Annotated in this window: 14 protein-coding genes; all 14 read left to right on the forward strand. The window is 48.9% G+C overall.

What is annotated here, in order from left to right; translation table 11 throughout:
* Positions 1 to 40: 40 nt before the first annotated feature.
* Positions 41 to 796 (forward strand): DeoR/GlpR family DNA-binding transcription regulator, encoded by a 756-nt coding sequence (locus ACYVK4_RS20540; RefSeq protein WP_461129398.1) that lies wholly within the window; start codon positions 41 to 43, stop codon positions 794 to 796.
* A 148-nt stretch (positions 797 to 944) separates the two neighbouring features.
* Entirely contained in the window at positions 945 to 1,889 is a 945-nt protein-coding gene (locus ACYVK4_RS20545) for a hypothetical protein (protein WP_461129399.1), read from the forward strand.
* Between the two features lie 123 nt (positions 1,890 to 2,012).
* A complete protein-coding gene (locus tag ACYVK4_RS20550) occupies positions 2,013 to 5,846 on the forward strand; it encodes a hydantoinase B/oxoprolinase family protein (protein ID WP_461129400.1) in 3,834 nt (1,277 codons plus the stop codon).
* Between the two features lie 72 nt (positions 5,847 to 5,918).
* Positions 5,919 to 6,323 (forward strand): lysozyme inhibitor LprI family protein, encoded by a 405-nt coding sequence (locus tag ACYVK4_RS20555; RefSeq protein WP_461129401.1) that lies wholly within the window; start codon positions 5,919 to 5,921, stop codon positions 6,321 to 6,323.
* A gap of 109 nt (positions 6,324 to 6,432) precedes the next feature.
* Entirely contained in the window at positions 6,433 to 7,368 is a 936-nt protein-coding gene (locus ACYVK4_RS20560; protein ID WP_461129402.1) for a sugar phosphate isomerase/epimerase family protein, read from the forward strand.
* A gap of 84 nt (positions 7,369 to 7,452) precedes the next feature.
* A complete protein-coding gene (locus ACYVK4_RS20565) occupies positions 7,453 to 7,926 on the forward strand; it encodes a Dps family protein (RefSeq protein ID WP_461129403.1) in 474 nt (157 codons plus the stop codon).
* A gap of 86 nt (positions 7,927 to 8,012) precedes the next feature.
* Positions 8,013 to 9,221 (forward strand): Nramp family divalent metal transporter, encoded by a 1,209-nt coding sequence (locus ACYVK4_RS20570; RefSeq protein WP_461129404.1) that lies wholly within the window; start codon positions 8,013 to 8,015, stop codon positions 9,219 to 9,221.
* Between the two features lie 531 nt (positions 9,222 to 9,752).
* Positions 9,753 to 10,601, forward strand: coding sequence for a polysaccharide biosynthesis/export family protein (locus ACYVK4_RS20575; RefSeq protein WP_461129405.1), 849 nt, complete (start codon positions 9,753 to 9,755; stop codon positions 10,599 to 10,601).
* A 10-nt stretch (positions 10,602 to 10,611) separates the two neighbouring features.
* Positions 10,612 to 12,966 (forward strand): GumC family protein, encoded by a 2,355-nt coding sequence (locus ACYVK4_RS20580; RefSeq protein ID WP_461129406.1) that lies wholly within the window; start codon positions 10,612 to 10,614, stop codon positions 12,964 to 12,966.
* 102 nt (positions 12,967 to 13,068) lie between these two features.
* On the forward strand, positions 13,069 to 13,644 hold the full coding sequence (locus tag ACYVK4_RS20585) for a sugar transferase (RefSeq protein WP_461129407.1): 576 nt from the start codon (positions 13,069 to 13,071) through the stop codon (positions 13,642 to 13,644).
* 5 nt (positions 13,645 to 13,649) lie between these two features.
* The gene (locus tag ACYVK4_RS20590; RefSeq protein ID WP_461129408.1) at positions 13,650 to 15,029 is read left to right on the forward strand and encodes a lipopolysaccharide biosynthesis protein; all 1,380 of its coding nucleotides are present in this window, start codon (positions 13,650 to 13,652) and stop codon (positions 15,027 to 15,029) included.
* A 42-nt stretch (positions 15,030 to 15,071) separates the two neighbouring features.
* Positions 15,072 to 15,713 carry an acyltransferase gene (locus ACYVK4_RS20595; RefSeq protein WP_461129409.1) on the forward strand — a complete coding sequence of 214 codons (642 nt, stop codon included), beginning with the start codon at positions 15,072 to 15,074 and terminating at the stop codon, positions 15,711 to 15,713.
* The gene (locus ACYVK4_RS20600) at positions 15,706 to 17,061 is read left to right on the forward strand and encodes a hypothetical protein (RefSeq protein WP_461129410.1); all 1,356 of its coding nucleotides are present in this window, start codon (positions 15,706 to 15,708) and stop codon (positions 17,059 to 17,061) included. Before ACYVK4_RS20595 ends, ACYVK4_RS20600 begins: the two co-directional genes overlap by 8 nt.
* Positions 17,058 to 17,942, forward strand: coding sequence for a glycosyltransferase family 2 protein (locus ACYVK4_RS20605; RefSeq protein WP_461129411.1), 885 nt, complete (start codon positions 17,058 to 17,060; stop codon positions 17,940 to 17,942). Before ACYVK4_RS20600 ends, ACYVK4_RS20605 begins: the two co-directional genes overlap by 4 nt.
* The last annotated feature ends 2 nt before the right edge of the window (positions 17,943 to 17,944 follow it).

The following is a 17,944-nucleotide window of genomic DNA, read 5'->3' on the forward strand; positions in this document are numbered from 1 at the left end:
TTTATTTTGTTTATTTTTGAACAAATGAACTCATTCTTGTATGAATTTCCAACATCGCAAGCAGCTTATTGTACAAACGGTTGATGAACGCGGCTCGGTTGACGTCCGCGAGCTGGCCGATCTACTTCAAACATCAGAGATGACCGTCCGGCGCGACCTGGGGCAACTGGCGGCTATGGGCTTGATTTATCGCACACACGGAGGGGCGATGAAAGTAAGTCTGGCCACAGACGCCTTTCGTTTCGAGAATAAGGCCGCCGTCAATCCCGAACGGAAGGATTACATCTGTCAACTGGCGGCCCAGGAAATACAGGAAGGCGATGTCATTTTCATGGATTGCGGCAGCACGGTGTTTCGGCTCTGTCCGTTCATCCGCAACAAGCGTATTACCGTCATCACAAACTCGTTACCTGTTATTGCCGAACTGATATCGTCGGAAGTAACGGTCAATCTGGTAGGTGGCGAGGTCGATAAAGAACGGCAGGCGGTTCATGGCCTCATGGCCGAAGAGCACATTGCCCGCTACCGTGCTGACAGGGCGTTTATGGGCGTCGACGGCATTTCCCTTGAACACGGTCTGAGTGCCAACAGCGAGAAAGAAGCCAGTATGACAATGGCCATTGCCCGGCAAACAGAAAAAGTATACCTCCTCTGCGATTCCTCTAAACTGGAAATTAACAAATACTTTTATTTTGCCCCCTTAAGCCTGTTTGATGTGCTGATTACCGATAATACAGCGAAGGCAGAAATGATTGAGACCTATCGCCGGGCCGGAGTTGTGGTAGTGAATGAATAACCAAAAAATCAGTCGCTTTCCGTTCACTCAAAGAGTCATTGCACTAGCCAGAAAAGACTGGAACTTCATGTCTGAGCAAAGGCCCAATCGCGCTTATAATCAGCGGATTGAGTCTCCAGACAATTGACAACCACAAACCAGAAAAACCATGGCTACTACTGCAGTTATTACACTCGAACGCCTTCACTGCATTCATGAAAGTGATGGAACAGGCCACTCAGAGCCTTACATCTGGCCAGTACTTATTTGGATCGATACCCGCAACGGCAACGTGGGTATTTCTGACCTGGTGTTAGGCAATGCCCGTGTTGTTATAAAGAATGATATGCGCGCTGGTGAAACCGTCAACATACCCAGTTCAGTGAGTACGTTGCGTGTTCAGTTTGCCGACGATCCTACAAAATATAACCTTATTCTTTCGGTAGCTCTCTGGGAAAGTGATGAAACGCCCGAAGAAGCGATGCGTGCCGGATTTAAAGCCTACTCCAGCGAATTACGGCAGGCTATTATTGATAATCTACTGGCTTTGTTAAACGCCAGGGGAAATCCTGACGAAGAGAAAGCGGTCAAAAAAACTATAGAGGACCGGGTTAAGAGTAAGGTAGAATCGGGAATAAAAGGCGCATTGACAACCTGGCAAAAAGCCAAAGTTAAGCTCGGGAGTCTCAATTTAGATGATATTGTGGGAGGAGCTACCCAGGATTTAGGCTCGCTTGGCCAATCGGCCACACGTCCTATTTCGCTCGCCTTTAGCAATGACTCAGCCAGTGAAGTGTATGAGATACAGGGAAATATTACGACGCGGCCGGTGCCGGTGGATCTTTGCCAGTCAAAAGTAGACGCCGTCACCGCAGCGCAAGACGAGCTTTCAGGTATCCGGGCTTCCATTCAATCTCTCCAGGATGAATTACACCACGCAGGACCTCAGCAAAAACCAGGTATTATTAAGGCCATCAAGGAAGAACAGAAAAAACTTCCGGCGGCCATTGCAGCTCTGGACCAGGCTAAACAGGCACTAAAGACATGTCGGGATTTTTGGGCCAACCGGCCAATTCTTCACATTCCCGTTGAAGGCGTAATAACTCAGGCGTGATGTTGACTAGACTAGCCACAAACGCACATCAACATTAAATGGCCTAAATCAATAGCTTTCGTAGTTTTACAGTGCTGAATCTGGCCACTTTGTGGCATGACTGGGATTCAGTTCCTAAAACGAATGTACCAAATCTGGATTGACACCGGAGGCACCTTTACCGATGGCCTCGCCCTGGATGATAGCGGAACCACCCACCGTACTAAAGTACTCAGCAGCAGCCAGCTACGAGGTCAATTGCTAAATGGCAAGCTCATTGCTCCCTGGTTAACGACCGCTATTTTTGACGGCTATCAGATCCGTATCGTCGAAACAGGGGAGACCTATACCATTACTTCGCTGCAAACCAATGGCGAATTGTTACTCGATCGGCCGCTTGAGACGGGTCAAAAAACCCTGACGGTGGAATTATTTACCGGTGAAGAAGCACCTGTTTTAGCGGCCCGACTGCTAACACAAACGCCCGTCAACCAGCCCTTCCCGGAATTGGAGATGCGCCTGGGGACGACCAAGGGCACCAATGCCCTGCTTGAGCGGAAAGGCGGCCGTGTGGCTTTACTCGTCACAAAAGGGTTTAAAGACTTGCTGATCATTGGCACCCAGCAACGGCCCAACCTGTTCCAGCTGGCAATTCCACCGGCCGAAGTGCTGTATGACTCGGTACTGGAAGTAGATGAACGTATGACAGCCGATGGCCAGATTTTAACTCCCTTATCGGAGCAAGCCATTGCTGGTTTACTGGAGGAAATTAGACAGCTAGAACCCGATGCCATTGCCGTCTCGCTACTAAACTCGTACCGAAACCCGATTCACGAACGGCAACTGGAGAGAGCCCTGAACGATGCTGGCTTCCTTTACATAACCCTTTCGACCAACGTATCGACCGCCCCGCAGTATGTACCCAGAACGCAAACTGCCCTGGTCGACGCCTACCTGACACCCGTGATGCGGTCGTATCTGGACAATGTGCAACGGCAGCTTGGTGGTGGTCCGGCATCCCGGAGATCCGTTCGCATCATGACCAGCGCTGGAGGACTGGTTCGGGCCGACCTGTTCCAGCCGAAAGACAGTTTATTAAGTGGCCCAGCCGGGGGTGTTATTGGCGCTTCGGAGGTAGCTAATGGTATTTTGCTGTCGCGGACGAATGCTGCCGACAGCAAGATGCTGTTGGACACAACCGGTATCCTCACCCTCGATATGGGCGGCACCAGTACCGATGTTGCCCGGATTCAGGGCAGACTGGATTATCGATACTCAACAAAAATCGGCCCCTTCGATCTACAGCTTCCTTCGTTGGCGATTGAGACCGTTGCTGCCGGGGGTGGATCAATCTGCTGGTTCGATGGTACTCAGCTTCGCGTTGGTCCACAAAGTGCCGGAGCCAGTCCGGGTCCGGCCTGTTACAATGCCCGGCAACCAACGGGCGATGCTCCCGTGCTGACCATCACAGATATTAACCTGCTCCTGGGTAAACTTCATCCGAAACAGTTTGGCATCCCTGTTTTTCCGGATAATGCGCAAGTCGCCCTGGACGCTATTGTCCGGCAAATTGACGCGGCTGGCTCGGTGATGTCGCCATTGAGCGTACTGCGGGGGTTCGAGCATATTGCCAACGAGACAATGGCCGGGGCTATTCGTAAAATTTCGGTAGCGCGTGGATTCGACCCCAAAGAGTATTCACTGCTGGTTTTTGGGGGGGCGGGGGGCTTACACGGCTGTGCCATTGCCCGACTGCTTGGCATGGAACAGCTCATTCTTCCCTTCGATGGCGGGCTGCTGAGTGCCTATGGCATTGGGCAGGCAAACATCGAACGCATGGCCTCCCAAACTGTTCTCCAGTCGCTACCGGCGGTTGAGGCCTCCCTGCCCGACCTATGCCAGCGGCTGATTGAAACTACCATCGATTTACTTCGGCAGGATGTTGGGCCCGATGTTGCTATCGATACAAAATCAATCGCTGTGTTTCTTCGGCTTACCGGCCAGGAAGCCACAGTAGAAGTGCCGTTCAGCAACCAGTTAGCCATCGATTTTGAACAGAAATACCAGCGTTTGTACGGACACTTTCCAACCGATGCCAATGGACAAACACGTCCCATTGAGGTAGAAAGCGTACGGGTACTGGTCAGCACCGTTCGTGATGAATGGCCGGTGAGCGGTTTACCCACGAGCCATCGGCATGCCGTGCCCGCGTTTGAAACCGATACATACCCCGCCTACGACTGGGCACAGCTACAGGAAGGCGACACCTTCAGGGGGCCGGCGCTGTTGCTCAACACCACGTCTTCGGCCTTCATCGAACCCGGCTGGCGACTAATTGTTCGGTCTGACAAGAACGCGTTAGTTGACTACATTGCCGACATAGAGGAGCCGGGCGAAACGGAATCGAATGAGGTTATCCAGCTTGAGTTATTTACACAGCGCTTCCGGGCTATCGCCGAAGAAATGGGCGTTCAGTTGCAACGAACCGCGTTTTCGGTTAACGTGAAAGAACGGCTGGATTTTTCCTGTGCTCTGCTCAACGCCAATGCTGAGCTAGTAGCCAATGCACCCCACATTCCGGTCCATCTTGGCAGCCTGGGTGTTTGTGCCCGGCTGGTATTGGAGAAAATAACCCTGGGTCCGGGCGATGTAGTCATTACGAACCACCCTAAATATGGCGGCTCGCACCTACCCGATGTTACCTTGCTTAGCGGAGTCTTCAGTGACGAGGAGCCGGGAATATCTCCCCAACTGATCGGCTATGTCATTAACCGCGCTCACCACGCCGAAATTGGCGGCAAAGTCCCCGGTTCAATGCCTCCCGATGCGGTTTCCCTGATCGAAGAAGGGGTTGTGCTGGAGCCAATGTACGTGGTGAAAGCGGGTGAATTTTTGTGGCAGGGAACCAGCGGGCTGTCTGCTCATTTCACCAATTCCCCCTACCCGACCCGCGCCCTGGCCGAAAATCAGGCGGATATTGAAGCGGCTCTGGCTTCCCTGAAATCAGGCGAAACGGCTCTTCAAACCCTTGTTAAGCAATACGGATTAACGACGGTTCAGCACTACATGAGCCGGTTGCAGCAAGCGGCTACGAATGCTATTCTAACCGTTCTGGAGCCCCTCAACGGGCAGATATTTGCGGCTGAAGAATCGCTTGACGACGGACATAAGATCTGTGTCAACATCCGCGTAGCTCATAGCCGGATAACCTTCGACTTTTCGGGAACTTCGGGCGTTCATCCAAACAATCTCAATGCTAACATCTCGATTCTGTACAGCGCGGTGCTGTACGTACTCCGGCTCTGGTGTGATAAAGACATACCCCTGAACGAGGGATTGATGGCCCCTGTCGATCTGATTCTTCCGGAATCCTCTTTCCTGAATCCCGTATTTCCCGACGTAGCCGCCGACTGCCCTGCCGTGGTAGGTGGCAATACCGAAGTGAGCCAGCGGCTGGTCGACACCTTACTTAAGGCTCTGGAATTGGCGGCCTGTAGCCAGGGAACGATGAATAATTTTCTATTCGGCAAATCGACCGACTCGCCCAATCCATTCGGGTATTACGAAACCATTGGCGGGGGGGCCGGAGCAACGGTTGGTGCCAACGGACGCTCTGCTGTGCATCAGCACATGACCAACACCAAACTCACTGATCCCGAAGAGCTTGAACGTCGCTACCCCGTCCGGCTGCACCAGTTCAGTATTCGTGCCGGTTCGGGCGGAAGCGGCCAATGGCGCGGGGGCGACGGCATTGTTCGGGAAATTGAATTTCTGGAACCGGTACAGGCAACCCTATTAAGCCAGCACCGGGTAATTCCGCCCTATGGCCTGCACGGCGGTGATGCTGGTGCCACCGGTCAACAAACGCTGATGTATGCCGATGGGCGGGAAGAAAGCCTGCCCGGCATATTCACCCGCCCCATGCAGGCAGGCGAACGCATCCGCATCGAAACGCCGGGGGGCGGGGGTGTTGGCTAATGCATCAACCGACGAGCAGACACACTCACTATTTAAGTTAACGTTCATCCCATCTATTTAAAATTCACGAGCATGAAAACGTGTACCTGTTTTCTTATTGGCCTCTTTCTGATAGTCGCCACCGCATCATTCGGACAAACACAATCGGCCATAAACAACGCCCAGGGGCAAACTCTCCAACAGGCCGATAAAACCCTGAACACGGTATATCAGAAGGTGCTGAAACAGTATAGCACCGATCCTGAATTCATCAAAAACCTTAAAATAGCGCAGCGAATCTGGGTTCAGTTTCGGGATGCCGAAGTGAAAATGAAATATCCCGATCGCCCCGTTGGCGAATACGGCAGCGCACAACCCATGTGCGAAGCAACCTACCGTACGCAGCTTACTCAGCAGCGAACCAAAACGTTAAGCATCTGGCTAACCGGAATTGAAGAAGGTGACGTATGCGCCGGGTCGGTGAAAATAAAGGACTAAAGCAGATTTGACCAAACAGGGCCGTTTGGAGAGTGCTCCGGTTTACCCAATACGTTATTGAGTAAATTGAGCGTAGCCAGGTATTTATAGTCTGATCTACTTATGCTGTATGCCTTCAACACGTCGTCGTTTTCTCACTTCCGCCACCGCTTTAGCCGGAGCTGCGCTGCTTCCTGACAATCAACCCGTTCAGGCAAAACCTGCCGTAAAGTCATTTCCGATTGCCTGCAATTCGTACAACTGGCTGACTTTTTACGAACGGCAGGGAAAAACTTGGATGGCCGATCCCGACGCGTCGCTGGCTGAACTCGCGCAGTCGGGCATAACGGCTTATGAGCCGGGGTTAAGTTCGGCCGAAGACGTAAAAAAGCTGCTCCCCTTTCTGACAAAGTATAAGCTTGTTATGCATTCGCTGTACGTAAACAGCACGCTGCACAAAGCGGATGAAGCCCGGCAATCCATCGACTCGGTTATGGCCATTGCGGATGCGGCCCGACCCGCCGGTACCTCGATTTTCGTCACGAATCCGAGCCCCATAAAATGGGGAACCAACGACGACAAATCGGATGATGAGTTAACTGAACAGGCCCGTAATCTCGACCAACTCGGTGCCGAACTTCGTAAACGGGGCATTACGCTGGCTTATCATACTCATGCGCCTGAGCACCGGCAGGCCGCCCGCGAATTTCATCACATGCTGCTCGCTACAGACCCCAGAAACGTCTCTCTCTGCCTGGATGCGCATTGGGTATATCGAGGATCGGGCAATTCGCAGGTGGCGTTGTTCGACGTCGTCAAACTGTATGGAAAACGAATCGTAGAGGTGCACATCCGGCAGTCGAAGAACGGCATCTGGCAGGAATCATTTGGCGAAGGTGACATTGACTACAAACGCCTGGCTAATGCATTAAAAGCGCAGGGAGTTCGGCCCAACCTTGTTATAGAGCAATGTCTGGAGAAGGGGTCACCCAACACCATGAGTGTGGTTGAGGCCCACCGAAAAGATCTGGCTATGGTAAAAAACGTGTTTGACGGATTGATATAATCGTAAAACAAAGCGACTGCTTGTGGGTTAATCCTTTCGGAAGACAAAGTGTCATTCGAAACCTTTTAAACTCACGTTAGCATCATGCAACCCAATATTGGTCTTGAAAAAGATGTCCTGAAACAGGACAATATACTCTTAAACGACTTCCTCTCCGATCTACACGTACTGTACATCAAAACCCGCAAATACCATTGGAATGTCGCTGGTCCAAATTTTATGGAGTACCATAAATTTTTTGAGAAACAGTACAAAGCCATTGAAGCTGAAATCGACGAAGTTGCTGAGCGTATTCGTCAGCTAGGCGGCACACCGCTGGCAACTATGGCCGAGTTTATCCACAACACCAGCCTTAAAGAAGATGCGGGTAAGCCAAAAGATACCGCAGATATGTTTAGAAACCTGCTGTCTGACCATGAACAAATCGTTCGTGAACTGCGGGAAGATGTTGACAAGTGTGACGAAGAGCTAAAGGATGCAGGCACTGCAGACTTCCTGACGGGCTTAATGGAAGCTCACGAAGCTATGGCCTGGATGCTGCGTAAATACCTGTCCTAGTGAAAAATGACGCGTGATGAATGACAAATAATGCTGAAATTACCTACTTTCAACATTTGTCATTCATCACTCATCATTCTCCACAAGTGCCTAAATCCCTCTCTCTACGCTCTGGTATTGGCAGCGTCCTTTTTTGGTCGGTTATTTCAGCTGCTTTCATTGGCCCTGGCACCGTTACAACCTGCTCCATGGCCGGAGCCCGCTTCGGACTCAATCTGTTGTGGACCCTTACGTTCTCTACCCTTGGCACGATTGTTTTACAGGAAGCAGCCGCCCGTGTCACGATTGCATCCGGACTAAGTCTGGGTGAGCTTCTCACCAGAACATATGGTGTCCGCATTCGATGGCTTATGGTCGTCCTGTTTGCTTCTGTGGCCATAGGCTGTGCGGCCTATCAGGCGGGTAATATCCTGGGAGCTGTATCGGGCTTGTCCCTCCTCACGGCAAATAGCGGCCCGCTTCTCACACCCCGTCTATTAACCTTACTCCTTGGCTTTGTCTGTCTGGGGTTACTCTGGAAGGGCTCTACCCGACTCATCGCCAACTTCCTAGGTCTAATCGTTTTTCTTATGGGCATAGCGTTCGCCTATGTTGCTACCAACGCGTCTCCTACGGTCCCTGAACTTGCAGCAGCCCTGGTTATCCCTTCGCTCCCACCTGATTCAACGGTGCTGGCCATTGGTTTGATCGGCACAACGATCGTTCCCTACAATCTCTTCCTTGGATCAGGTATAGGACAAACACAATCGCTTTCAGAGATGCGTTGGGGCATTAGCATTGCCATATTGATCGGCGGACTTATTTCAATGGCCATTCTCGTATCCGGTACGCTGGTAACTGGTGAATTTTCGTTTCAGAACGTCGCTCAGACGCTGTCGGCCCGTTTAGGTAGTTGGGCTGGCGCACTATTTGCTTTCGGTCTTTTTGCTGCGGGGTTCACATCTGCCTTAACCGCTCCGCTTGCCGCGGCCGTAACAGCCAAAAGTCTACTTGGATGGGACGAAAACTCAATGGCTTATAAGGCAGTGTGGTTTTCGGTCATGGCCGTTGGTCTGACATTCGGGCTGTTAGGTATTAAGCCCATACCTGTCATTGTTCTGGCACAGGCGGCCAATGGGTTGTTGCTTCCTATTGTGACAATATTTTTATTTATAGCGATCAACAATAAAACTATTCTGCCAGCTACTTACCGCAACCGACTCTGGCAGAACCTTCTTATGTTAATCATAGTAGGTGTTACAGCCTTTCTTGGCCTGAGAAATGTGTGGATAGCCATACAGGCCGGTAATCCCTGATAAATAGAGCTGTATTGTTATACAGCTCTATTTATATATAATCTATTTTGTATATATAATAAATATAGTATCAACTTCTCTCTATTTGATAACCGTCCGTTGTATCCAATTTGGCACGAATAGTGCATAAAAATAAATAAGCTAAATAACGCCCAATGTATACAAGGCAAATAGCGTGTGTATAAACTATTAAGTGACTAGCTACCTGCATCTTGGCTGGCTAATTCGTTTTGTATGCCTGACAAGTAGTGAATAAAAATTGCTGGTATTAACCACCAGCTCATGGATGTTGGAGCGACCAAGCGTTACTATGTAACCTAAATGACGTCTGAAATTGACTGGCTTTAGCTGCTTTTGCAACGGCTATGTTTCGTCAGATACCTACTAAGACATGAAAGTGCATTGAGTAACCGAGACAAAGAAACCCTGCTTCAGCCTTCAAGCTGCTGTTTAGCAAAGCTTGGTATAACGATCAGCAAGACGACTGCATGGCACATTGTTGATTTCTTCTTTTACAAAGCTTTCCCATGTATGAAGTATAACAAGTACAATTCTTTACCCTTCTTTTTCAAAGCCATCTGGCAAAGACCTGAACGGTTGCCTAAGAACGTTTTATTATTTGTAGGCGTATTCCTGGCATCGAGTAGCTGTGTTTCGCCTAAAAAGATTGTTTACTTCCAGGGGGATGTCGATACGGGCAATGCTGTTCGCATGCCTGAGCCTTACACACCCCTCATCAAAGCAGGTGATGTACTATCCATTCAGGTAAGCAGCCTTAACTCAGAAGCATCTGCCTATTTCAACCCATATACCCCAATGGCAGTTGCCAATGGTCGAACCGCACAACTTGCCAATACCAATGGACTACCCGAAATATCAGGGTATCTGGTATCACAGGGTGGTGAAATCGAACTACCATTGATTGGTCTTGTCAAAGTGGGTGGCTTCACAATCCCACAGGTAAGAGAACAACTTCGTGAAAGCTTGAAAACCTATTTGAAAGAGCCGACGGTCAACGTTCGGAATCTCAACTTTCGCATTTCCGTACTCGGTGAAGTTGTTCGCCCCTCTTTGTTTACCATTCCCAACGACCAAATCACGCTCATTGAAGCGCTGAGCCTGGCAGGTGATGCCACGATCTATGGCCGACGGGATAACATACTGGTTGTCCGTGAGGAGAACGGCCAGAAAACCTTTACCCGACTTGACATTACGAAACGGAATCTGTTCCGTTCGCAGTACTACTACCTGCATCCAAACGACATTGTCTATGTAGAACCGGGAAAAGTACGCGTTTCCAACGCTGATCAATTTTATCAGATAGTGCCTGCCATCCTAAGTGCTTTATCATTGATAGCCATCATTGTAACCCGCCGATAATTCACTGACCATGGCAACGAACTCATCAAACTATTCATATGTCCCATATCAGGTTATGGACGTTGGTACCACCAACCTACGATCTACCCTGATGCGCTATTTACGGTATTGGTATTGGTTTTTACTATCCGTTGGCCTCTTGGTGACGGGGGCATTCGTCTACTTGCGCTACCAGCAACCGATTTACAAAAGCCAGGCCAGTTTATTGGTAAAAGACGAGAAGAAAGGACTGGACTCTGAAAGCATGCTCAAAGAGCTGGAAATATTTGCCCCAAAGAAAGTCGTTGAAAATGAGATCGAAGTTCTTAAGTCATATACCTTGATGAACCGCATTGTGAAGCAACTTCACCTGGATGTTGTGTACTCACAGGATACGCCCTTTGGCCAACGGGAAATCTACAGCCAGTCCCCCATTCGGTTGATTGTTGAGCAGGCGACTTCAGATCTGTATGCGCTGGAAGATCCCTTGTCAATCTCTTTTCTGAACAGCACTACCGTTCGAATCAACGATAAAACCTATCCCGTTAACACGAGCGTGAAAACCCCATTCGGGCGATTACGCGTATTTCTACGCCGACCCGTCTCTTCAGCCACGCCAACCGTATTCGTTCGAGTACTTCATATTCCTAAAGTGGTCGGTGACTATTTGAAAGTACTGAAAGCCGAGCCAACCAGTAAGGCATCGACAGTTATTATGCTGTCGATCGAAACACCCTCCATGGAGAAAGGAGAAGCCATTCTCAATCGGCTGATCGATGTGTATAATGAGGCCGCCGTGCTGGATAAAAACCGAGTAGCCTCCAACACGCTGAACTTCATTGAAGAGAGACTTCAGTTAGTATCGGGCGAACTTCAAACGGTGGAAAAAGGTGTAGAACAGTATAAAGCAGCACAGGGGATTACGGATTTAACCTCTCAGGCACAGGGATTTCTGGAAACAGTTCAACGCAACGATGCCGACTTAAGTCAGGTTTCTGTTCAGTTGGGAGCCCTTCATGAAATTGAAGATTACATCCAGCAACAGCCCGGCGATCGAAATGGAACGCCCGCCACGCTTGGCTTGAGTGACCCAACGCTGACCAATCTTATTCAAACGGCTACCAAACTAGAAGCACAACGCCATGAACTAGCTCAGACGGTTACCGAGAACAACCCATTACTCCGCACCATTGATGCGCAGATCAAGACCGTCAAAAGTGAAATGGCGGAGAACGTGGAAACGATGCGGGCTATGCTTACCACCGCTCAGCGACAGTTTGACCAGACCAACCAGAAAATGGAAGGAACCATCCGAACCATTCCGCGTAAGGAGCGTGCGTTATTGAATATAACCCGTCAACAGGCCATCAAGAATGACCTGTACACGTATCTGTTGCGTAAACGGGAAGAAACAGCGGTGTCATTTGCCGCCACTATTTCTGACTCTCGCGTTGTCGACGTTGCCCGCAGCGAACCGAAGCCGACTAAACCCAACCAGTCGCTTACGTATTTGCTGTTTGGGTTAATTGGCCTGATACTTCCCATAAGTGCCATAGCTATTCGGGATGTCGTTAATAACCGTGTCATTCGGCGGGCAGATGTGGAAGAACAAACGAACACCCCTATCCTGGGCGAGATTGTCCGAAAGAATACGCCAGAATCATTAATTGTGTCATCCCGAATAAATTCGGTCATTGCCGAGCAAATCCGCTCGCTACGTACCAATCTGAGTTTCCTGCGCGAGAGCCGCATGGGGAGTCAGGTGCTATTATTTACCTCCAGCATTAATGGAGAAGGAAAGTCCTTTCTGTCACTCAATCTGGGTGCCAGCCTGGCAATGGTTGGCTCACGCACAGTCATCCTGGAGATGGACCTCCGTAAACCTCAACTGCGCAATTCGTTATCGCTGGAAGACGGCCCCGGCTTAAGCAACTACCTGATTGGTGAGACAACTATAGATGGCCTTATTCAACCCGTTGCCGATAACGAGAACTATTTCATTATTCGTAGCGGACCCATACCGCCTAACCCCTCAGAATTACTGAGCAGTCATCGGCTCGAACAATTACTTCTTGAGCTGAGAGAACGGTTCAGTTATGTCATAATTGACGCTCCACCGATTGGTCTGGTCACTGATGCTCAACTTATTGCGCCTTATGCAGACGCAACGCTTTATGTTGTTCGTCATGATGTGACACCCAGAAACTATCTAAAAATGATCGAAATGCTACACCGTGAAAAGCGCTTCAATAAACTCAACATCGTCCTGAATGGGGTTGGCGATGGCGAACCGAATTATTACAGCTACGGGCAAAAAGGCAACGCTTATGGCTATAATGATTCTAAAAAGAAGACACTGTTTAATCGTTTACTGTTTAATAACTAAAGAGTCCTTTTTATGACCTCCAATGCGCTGGACCCTACTCGTATTATAGCTCGGATAAAGCCCTCAAGCGTTTTTGAGCCCGCTCATTACAGGGGTAAACGTATGCTTGACATTGCCATATCAAGTCTGATCATTGTGTTTATTCTTAGCTGGATGATACCGCTTATCAGTCTGGCCATCGTTCTCACGTCTGAGGGACCAGCTATTTTTGTGCAGACCCGCTCGGGTTTGAATGGTGTACATTTCTCCTGTTTTAAGTTTCGAACGATGCAGTGGACAGCGAGTAAAGGTCCCTTTCACCAGGCGTCAAAAAATGATGAGCGGGTAACGGCAATAGGTCGTTTTTTGCGTCGCTCCAATCTGGATGAAATGCCTCAGTTCCTGAATGTTCTGGCAGGCCATATGAGTATCGTCGGCCCACGCCCCCACCCTCTCCAACTTGATGCCCAATTTTGGTTTAGCCTGCCGGATTATCCAAATCGCTATCAGGTTAGACCCGGTATCACGGGACTGGCACAGTCAAGAGGTTGCCGGGGAGAAACGAACAGTAGCCAGAAGATGAATCATAGATTAAAGTACGATCTGTTTTATATCCGTAAAGCCTCCTTCGCCTTAGACATATCTATTTGCCTGCGAACCCTGACAACCATGCTTACGGGAAACACAGATGCTTTTTGACGCCCATGAAACCAGGTTTAATGCTTACCCGTCTTTATTCGCATGAACGAATTTCTCCTCGTAGCCTGATCGTTTACCGGAACGTAGTACAGTCCATCTTTGTGAAAGGCCTGGGCATCGGACTCGGTTTCGTAACCATTCCCCTTACCCTTGACTACGTTGGCGTCAGTGATTTTGGTATCTGGATGACCATCACCTTTCTGACTTCCTGGTTTAGTTTGGTTGATGTCAGTTTTGGCAACGGCCTTCGAAATAGCCTGGTGCTTTTGTTCAATACAGGCGAAACCCAAATAGCTCGAAAGTATGTAAGTACCCTGTATTTTCTATCGGGTGGACTGGCACTCCTGCTAACCATTATTTTTATTACCATCGGGCATTATATAGCCTGGACTAATCTATTGACGATCCAAAGCGATAACCCCGAACAAGTAAATACTATAATCACTTACACGTTGGTCGGATTCAGCCTACAACTGTTGCTGAAACCTGTTAACTCGATACTGCTGGCCGATCAGAAAGCTGCGCTGGTTAGCTGGATTCTCCTTCTGATTAATGCCCTGATCATCATCATTATCTATTTTGGTGCCAACTACTTTGACAAATCACTGTCTGTTATTGCCCACATTTATAACCTGGTACCCCTGGTTGTATTAGGGCTTGTATCACTCTATTTCTTTATCGGTCCCTATAACAGTATTGCCCCCGGGGCAGCTCATATTGACCTTTCATTAAGCCGGGAGCTCTTTAATATAGGCGGAAAGTTTTTTTTTCTTCAGCTTGTCAGCGTACTCGTATTTGCTTCAGGGGGTGTTGTGATCTCCTATTTTATAGGCTCCGATCAAGTGGCTCCTTATAGCATTGCCAACAAATACTTTAGCCTGATAACCGTATTATATGGCATAATTATCACCCCTTACTGGTCGGCCTTTACGGATGCCTATGTCAAACAGGATAAGGTATGGATTCAGCGCACGATGACACAGCTAAACCGTTTAAGTGCCGGCATGGCGTTGTTAGCTGGCATTATGCTCCTGGTAGCGCCCCCTTTATTCAGATTCTGGATTGGCTACAGGGTTGATGTATCGATGGACTTGTCGGTTTCACTGATGGTCTACGTGATCAGTTTTGTGTTTTTGAGCAACTACAATTCATTTATAAATGGAACCGGAAAGATCAACCGCTTAATGTATGCATCCCTGTTTGGTGTTGTTTTGTACGGCCTGTTAACCACGCTGCTTTTTCGCTGGCTTAAGGCTGGACCGGCGAGTGTTGCCATTGCCGGCACGATCTGGAACATCGCTTTGCTGGGCGTGTGCCTGATCGAATACAAACGAATTTTACACCAGATGCCATCTCCTGACGCAGGCAGTCAGTCACTTCACTAACCGCGAGCTATTTCACGTTTACGACTACTAATACTTAAGTCAATGGCTTTTCACCTCATTCGATTTGTATTCAAAGTTATTCGCTTTGGATGGCGACGGAGTCGGCGGATGGCTGAAGCTGTAGTAACCCGTATCGTTTTTTATCTGAATAATGTTCGTTACGGATCAAATATGAAAAGCTATGGCATTCCCATTGTAGATATTAATGATGGCTGTTCAATGACAATAGGCGAGTTTTTCGTGATCAACAGCGGCCGAAACCACAACCGAATTGGCCGACAGCAACCCTGTTATTTTATTGCAGACCTTGATGGTGCTATCCGGGTGGGCAACCGGGTGGGCATGAGCAGTACAGCCCTGGTTTGCCATCATGCCATTACGATTGGCGACGACGTTACCATAGGTGGCAACACCGTTATTTACGATACAGACTTCCATTCACTCAACGCCAGCCAGCGAACTACTTTTCAGGATAACCATCTGGCCAGAACGGCACCGGTCAATATTCGGAATCGGGTATTTATTGGTGCCCATGTAACGATTCTTAAAGGCGTAACTATTGGACAAGATGCCATTATTGCGGCCGGTTCGGTCGTCACGAAAGATGTTCCTTCCGGACAGCTTTGGGGCGGTAACCCTGCGCAGTATATCCGGTCGCTTCCAGCCCAGTCTACCGATGAGTAAAACCATTCTGTTACTTGTTTGCTGTGCCCTTGTCCAGATCACACCCCTGGCCTATCAGGCTATGTTTGGCTACGGCGAATACTACATTTATCCATCGTTGATGAGTCACTCGCTGCTGATTATTCCGGTAGTGGTTGTGTTTATGCTCAAAAACCGGTACAGTAAAGCTTTTTTGATCGTATGGATAGCCTGGTTATACGTAGGAGAGCTGAAAATTCTCACCTATTTCGCCATCAACCCTTATTACATAGCCATGGATGAAGGCTGCATTATTTACAATGTCTACCTCATCTTCCTGAGCATTGGTATACTTCTGCACGATGCCAATATCCGAGTTCCGCTGGTATCAGCAGAGGAACAGGCTACGGGCCGATTATTCCACCACGATCTTGGGCCGTTTGAATACCTTTTGCTTGTTTTCCCATTAGTGTGGATCATAGACTTTGTACGAAACGTGGGATTTATCCCTATCCTCTCCGGAAGCGACGTTACGGATACGATGTATGGACTGAATTATGGTTATGTGTATAACTTTGGTTTCTTCAATTGCCTGTCGGCCATTCTTATATACGACCGAATCGTAAGAAGTACAACCAGGCCGGGTAGGTCTTTCTGGCTGATGATGTTAATTCTGGCCTTGCTGATTATGTCGGCCGATAGTAAGCGCCTGTATCTGTTGGTATCGCTACTGGCTATTTTCGTGTACGATAAGTTAATGGCAGGTGCGCTGACCATCAACTCCCGAACTATCATCATGCTGTTCAGTGGCGTCTTTTTGTATGTTATCTTACAGAACATACGGCTAGGTAATGCCACTGAATCACCATTTGCCCGCGACGGTTTTCCCCTGGGTGCCGAGTTTCGGGAGTATGTCCGGGCAGTCAATGAATTCGAACCAGGGAAGATACCGGGTTATGATCTGGCCGCCAGTACGGTGGGCGCCTTTGTCAATTCGTTTCTGCTCAAACTGGCGGGTTTCGACAAGTCCGAATTAGTCCATAAAGACAGTGCCTATTCGTTTATGACACTCTTCGATGAAGAAAATACGCTGGGCATCCGGACGGGCTTATCTTCGGAATTATATTTCGCTTACGGCTTCTATGGTCTGATTTTCATTACTTTTTTTGGATGGCTGGTCAGTAGTTTATCTTACCGGCTGGTGAACGCCACCCGAAAATCCAGTCTTCTGTTTTTGAGCACAATTTATGGACTTCTTGTCCTGACTGTCTTTGGTCAGAGTTCCGTAACAGTAGGGTGCCTCTCGGTCACCATGTACCTGTACGGGCTATTTGCTTTAATAAAATTCATAAGCGCGCGGCAATCCCACTCCCGTTCATTTACAGCATGATCTACTGTGTAATTGCCGTACATAACCGCAAGGCATTCACACTGGGCTGTCTGGCCTGTCTGGCCCGGCAAACGATTACCGAACACCGGGTGATTGTTGTTGATGACGGCTCTACTGACGGCACCTGTGAGCAAATCCGGCAAGACTTTCCAGATACCATCATCTTAACCGGCGACGGTTCCCTGTGGTGGGCTGGCGCAACGAATCTTGGTATTCGCCATGTGTTGAAAACGTTTAGCCCTTGTGCCAATGACTTTATTCTGACCCTGAATGACGACACCAAGACAGAGCCTGATTACCTGGCCAGTCTGTTAATGGCTTATCAGGCCAACCAGTTGTGTATAATTGGATCCGTATCGGTCGATGTGCATGAGCCCGACAAATTACTATATGCAGGAACAGGCCTGAATGTAATCCTCCCCCACATTAGTGATTGGGCTGACACAATTTATAAAAACAGGATCGACTTATTGAACACCCAGGCTAGCTATTTCCCATCAGACACCTTGCCGGGCAGGGGTATGCTTATCCCTATGTCCGTTTTCAATGTTATCGGCCTTTTTGATGAGCAGCACTTCCAACATCACATGGCGGATCTTGACTTTTCAATACGCGCCCGCAAGGCCGGCTTTCCGTTGATCATTTCCCCGAAAAGCATTGTCTATGAATACGCTGACGCTACCGGGATTACCGTAACAAAGCCGATGTCTGTCCGGCAATTCAGGCAAGCATTATCGTCCATAAAATCACCCATCAATTTCACCGTTCGCTATCATTTTGCCCGGAAGCACTCGCCCCTAACGCTCGTCTACTTCGCTCTCGATATGCTTCGAATTCTATTGGGTTATGCAAACCGGCGGCTTCAGAATCTGATTCACTAAAT

The sequence above is a fragment of the Spirosoma aerophilum genome, assembly GCF_054782495.1.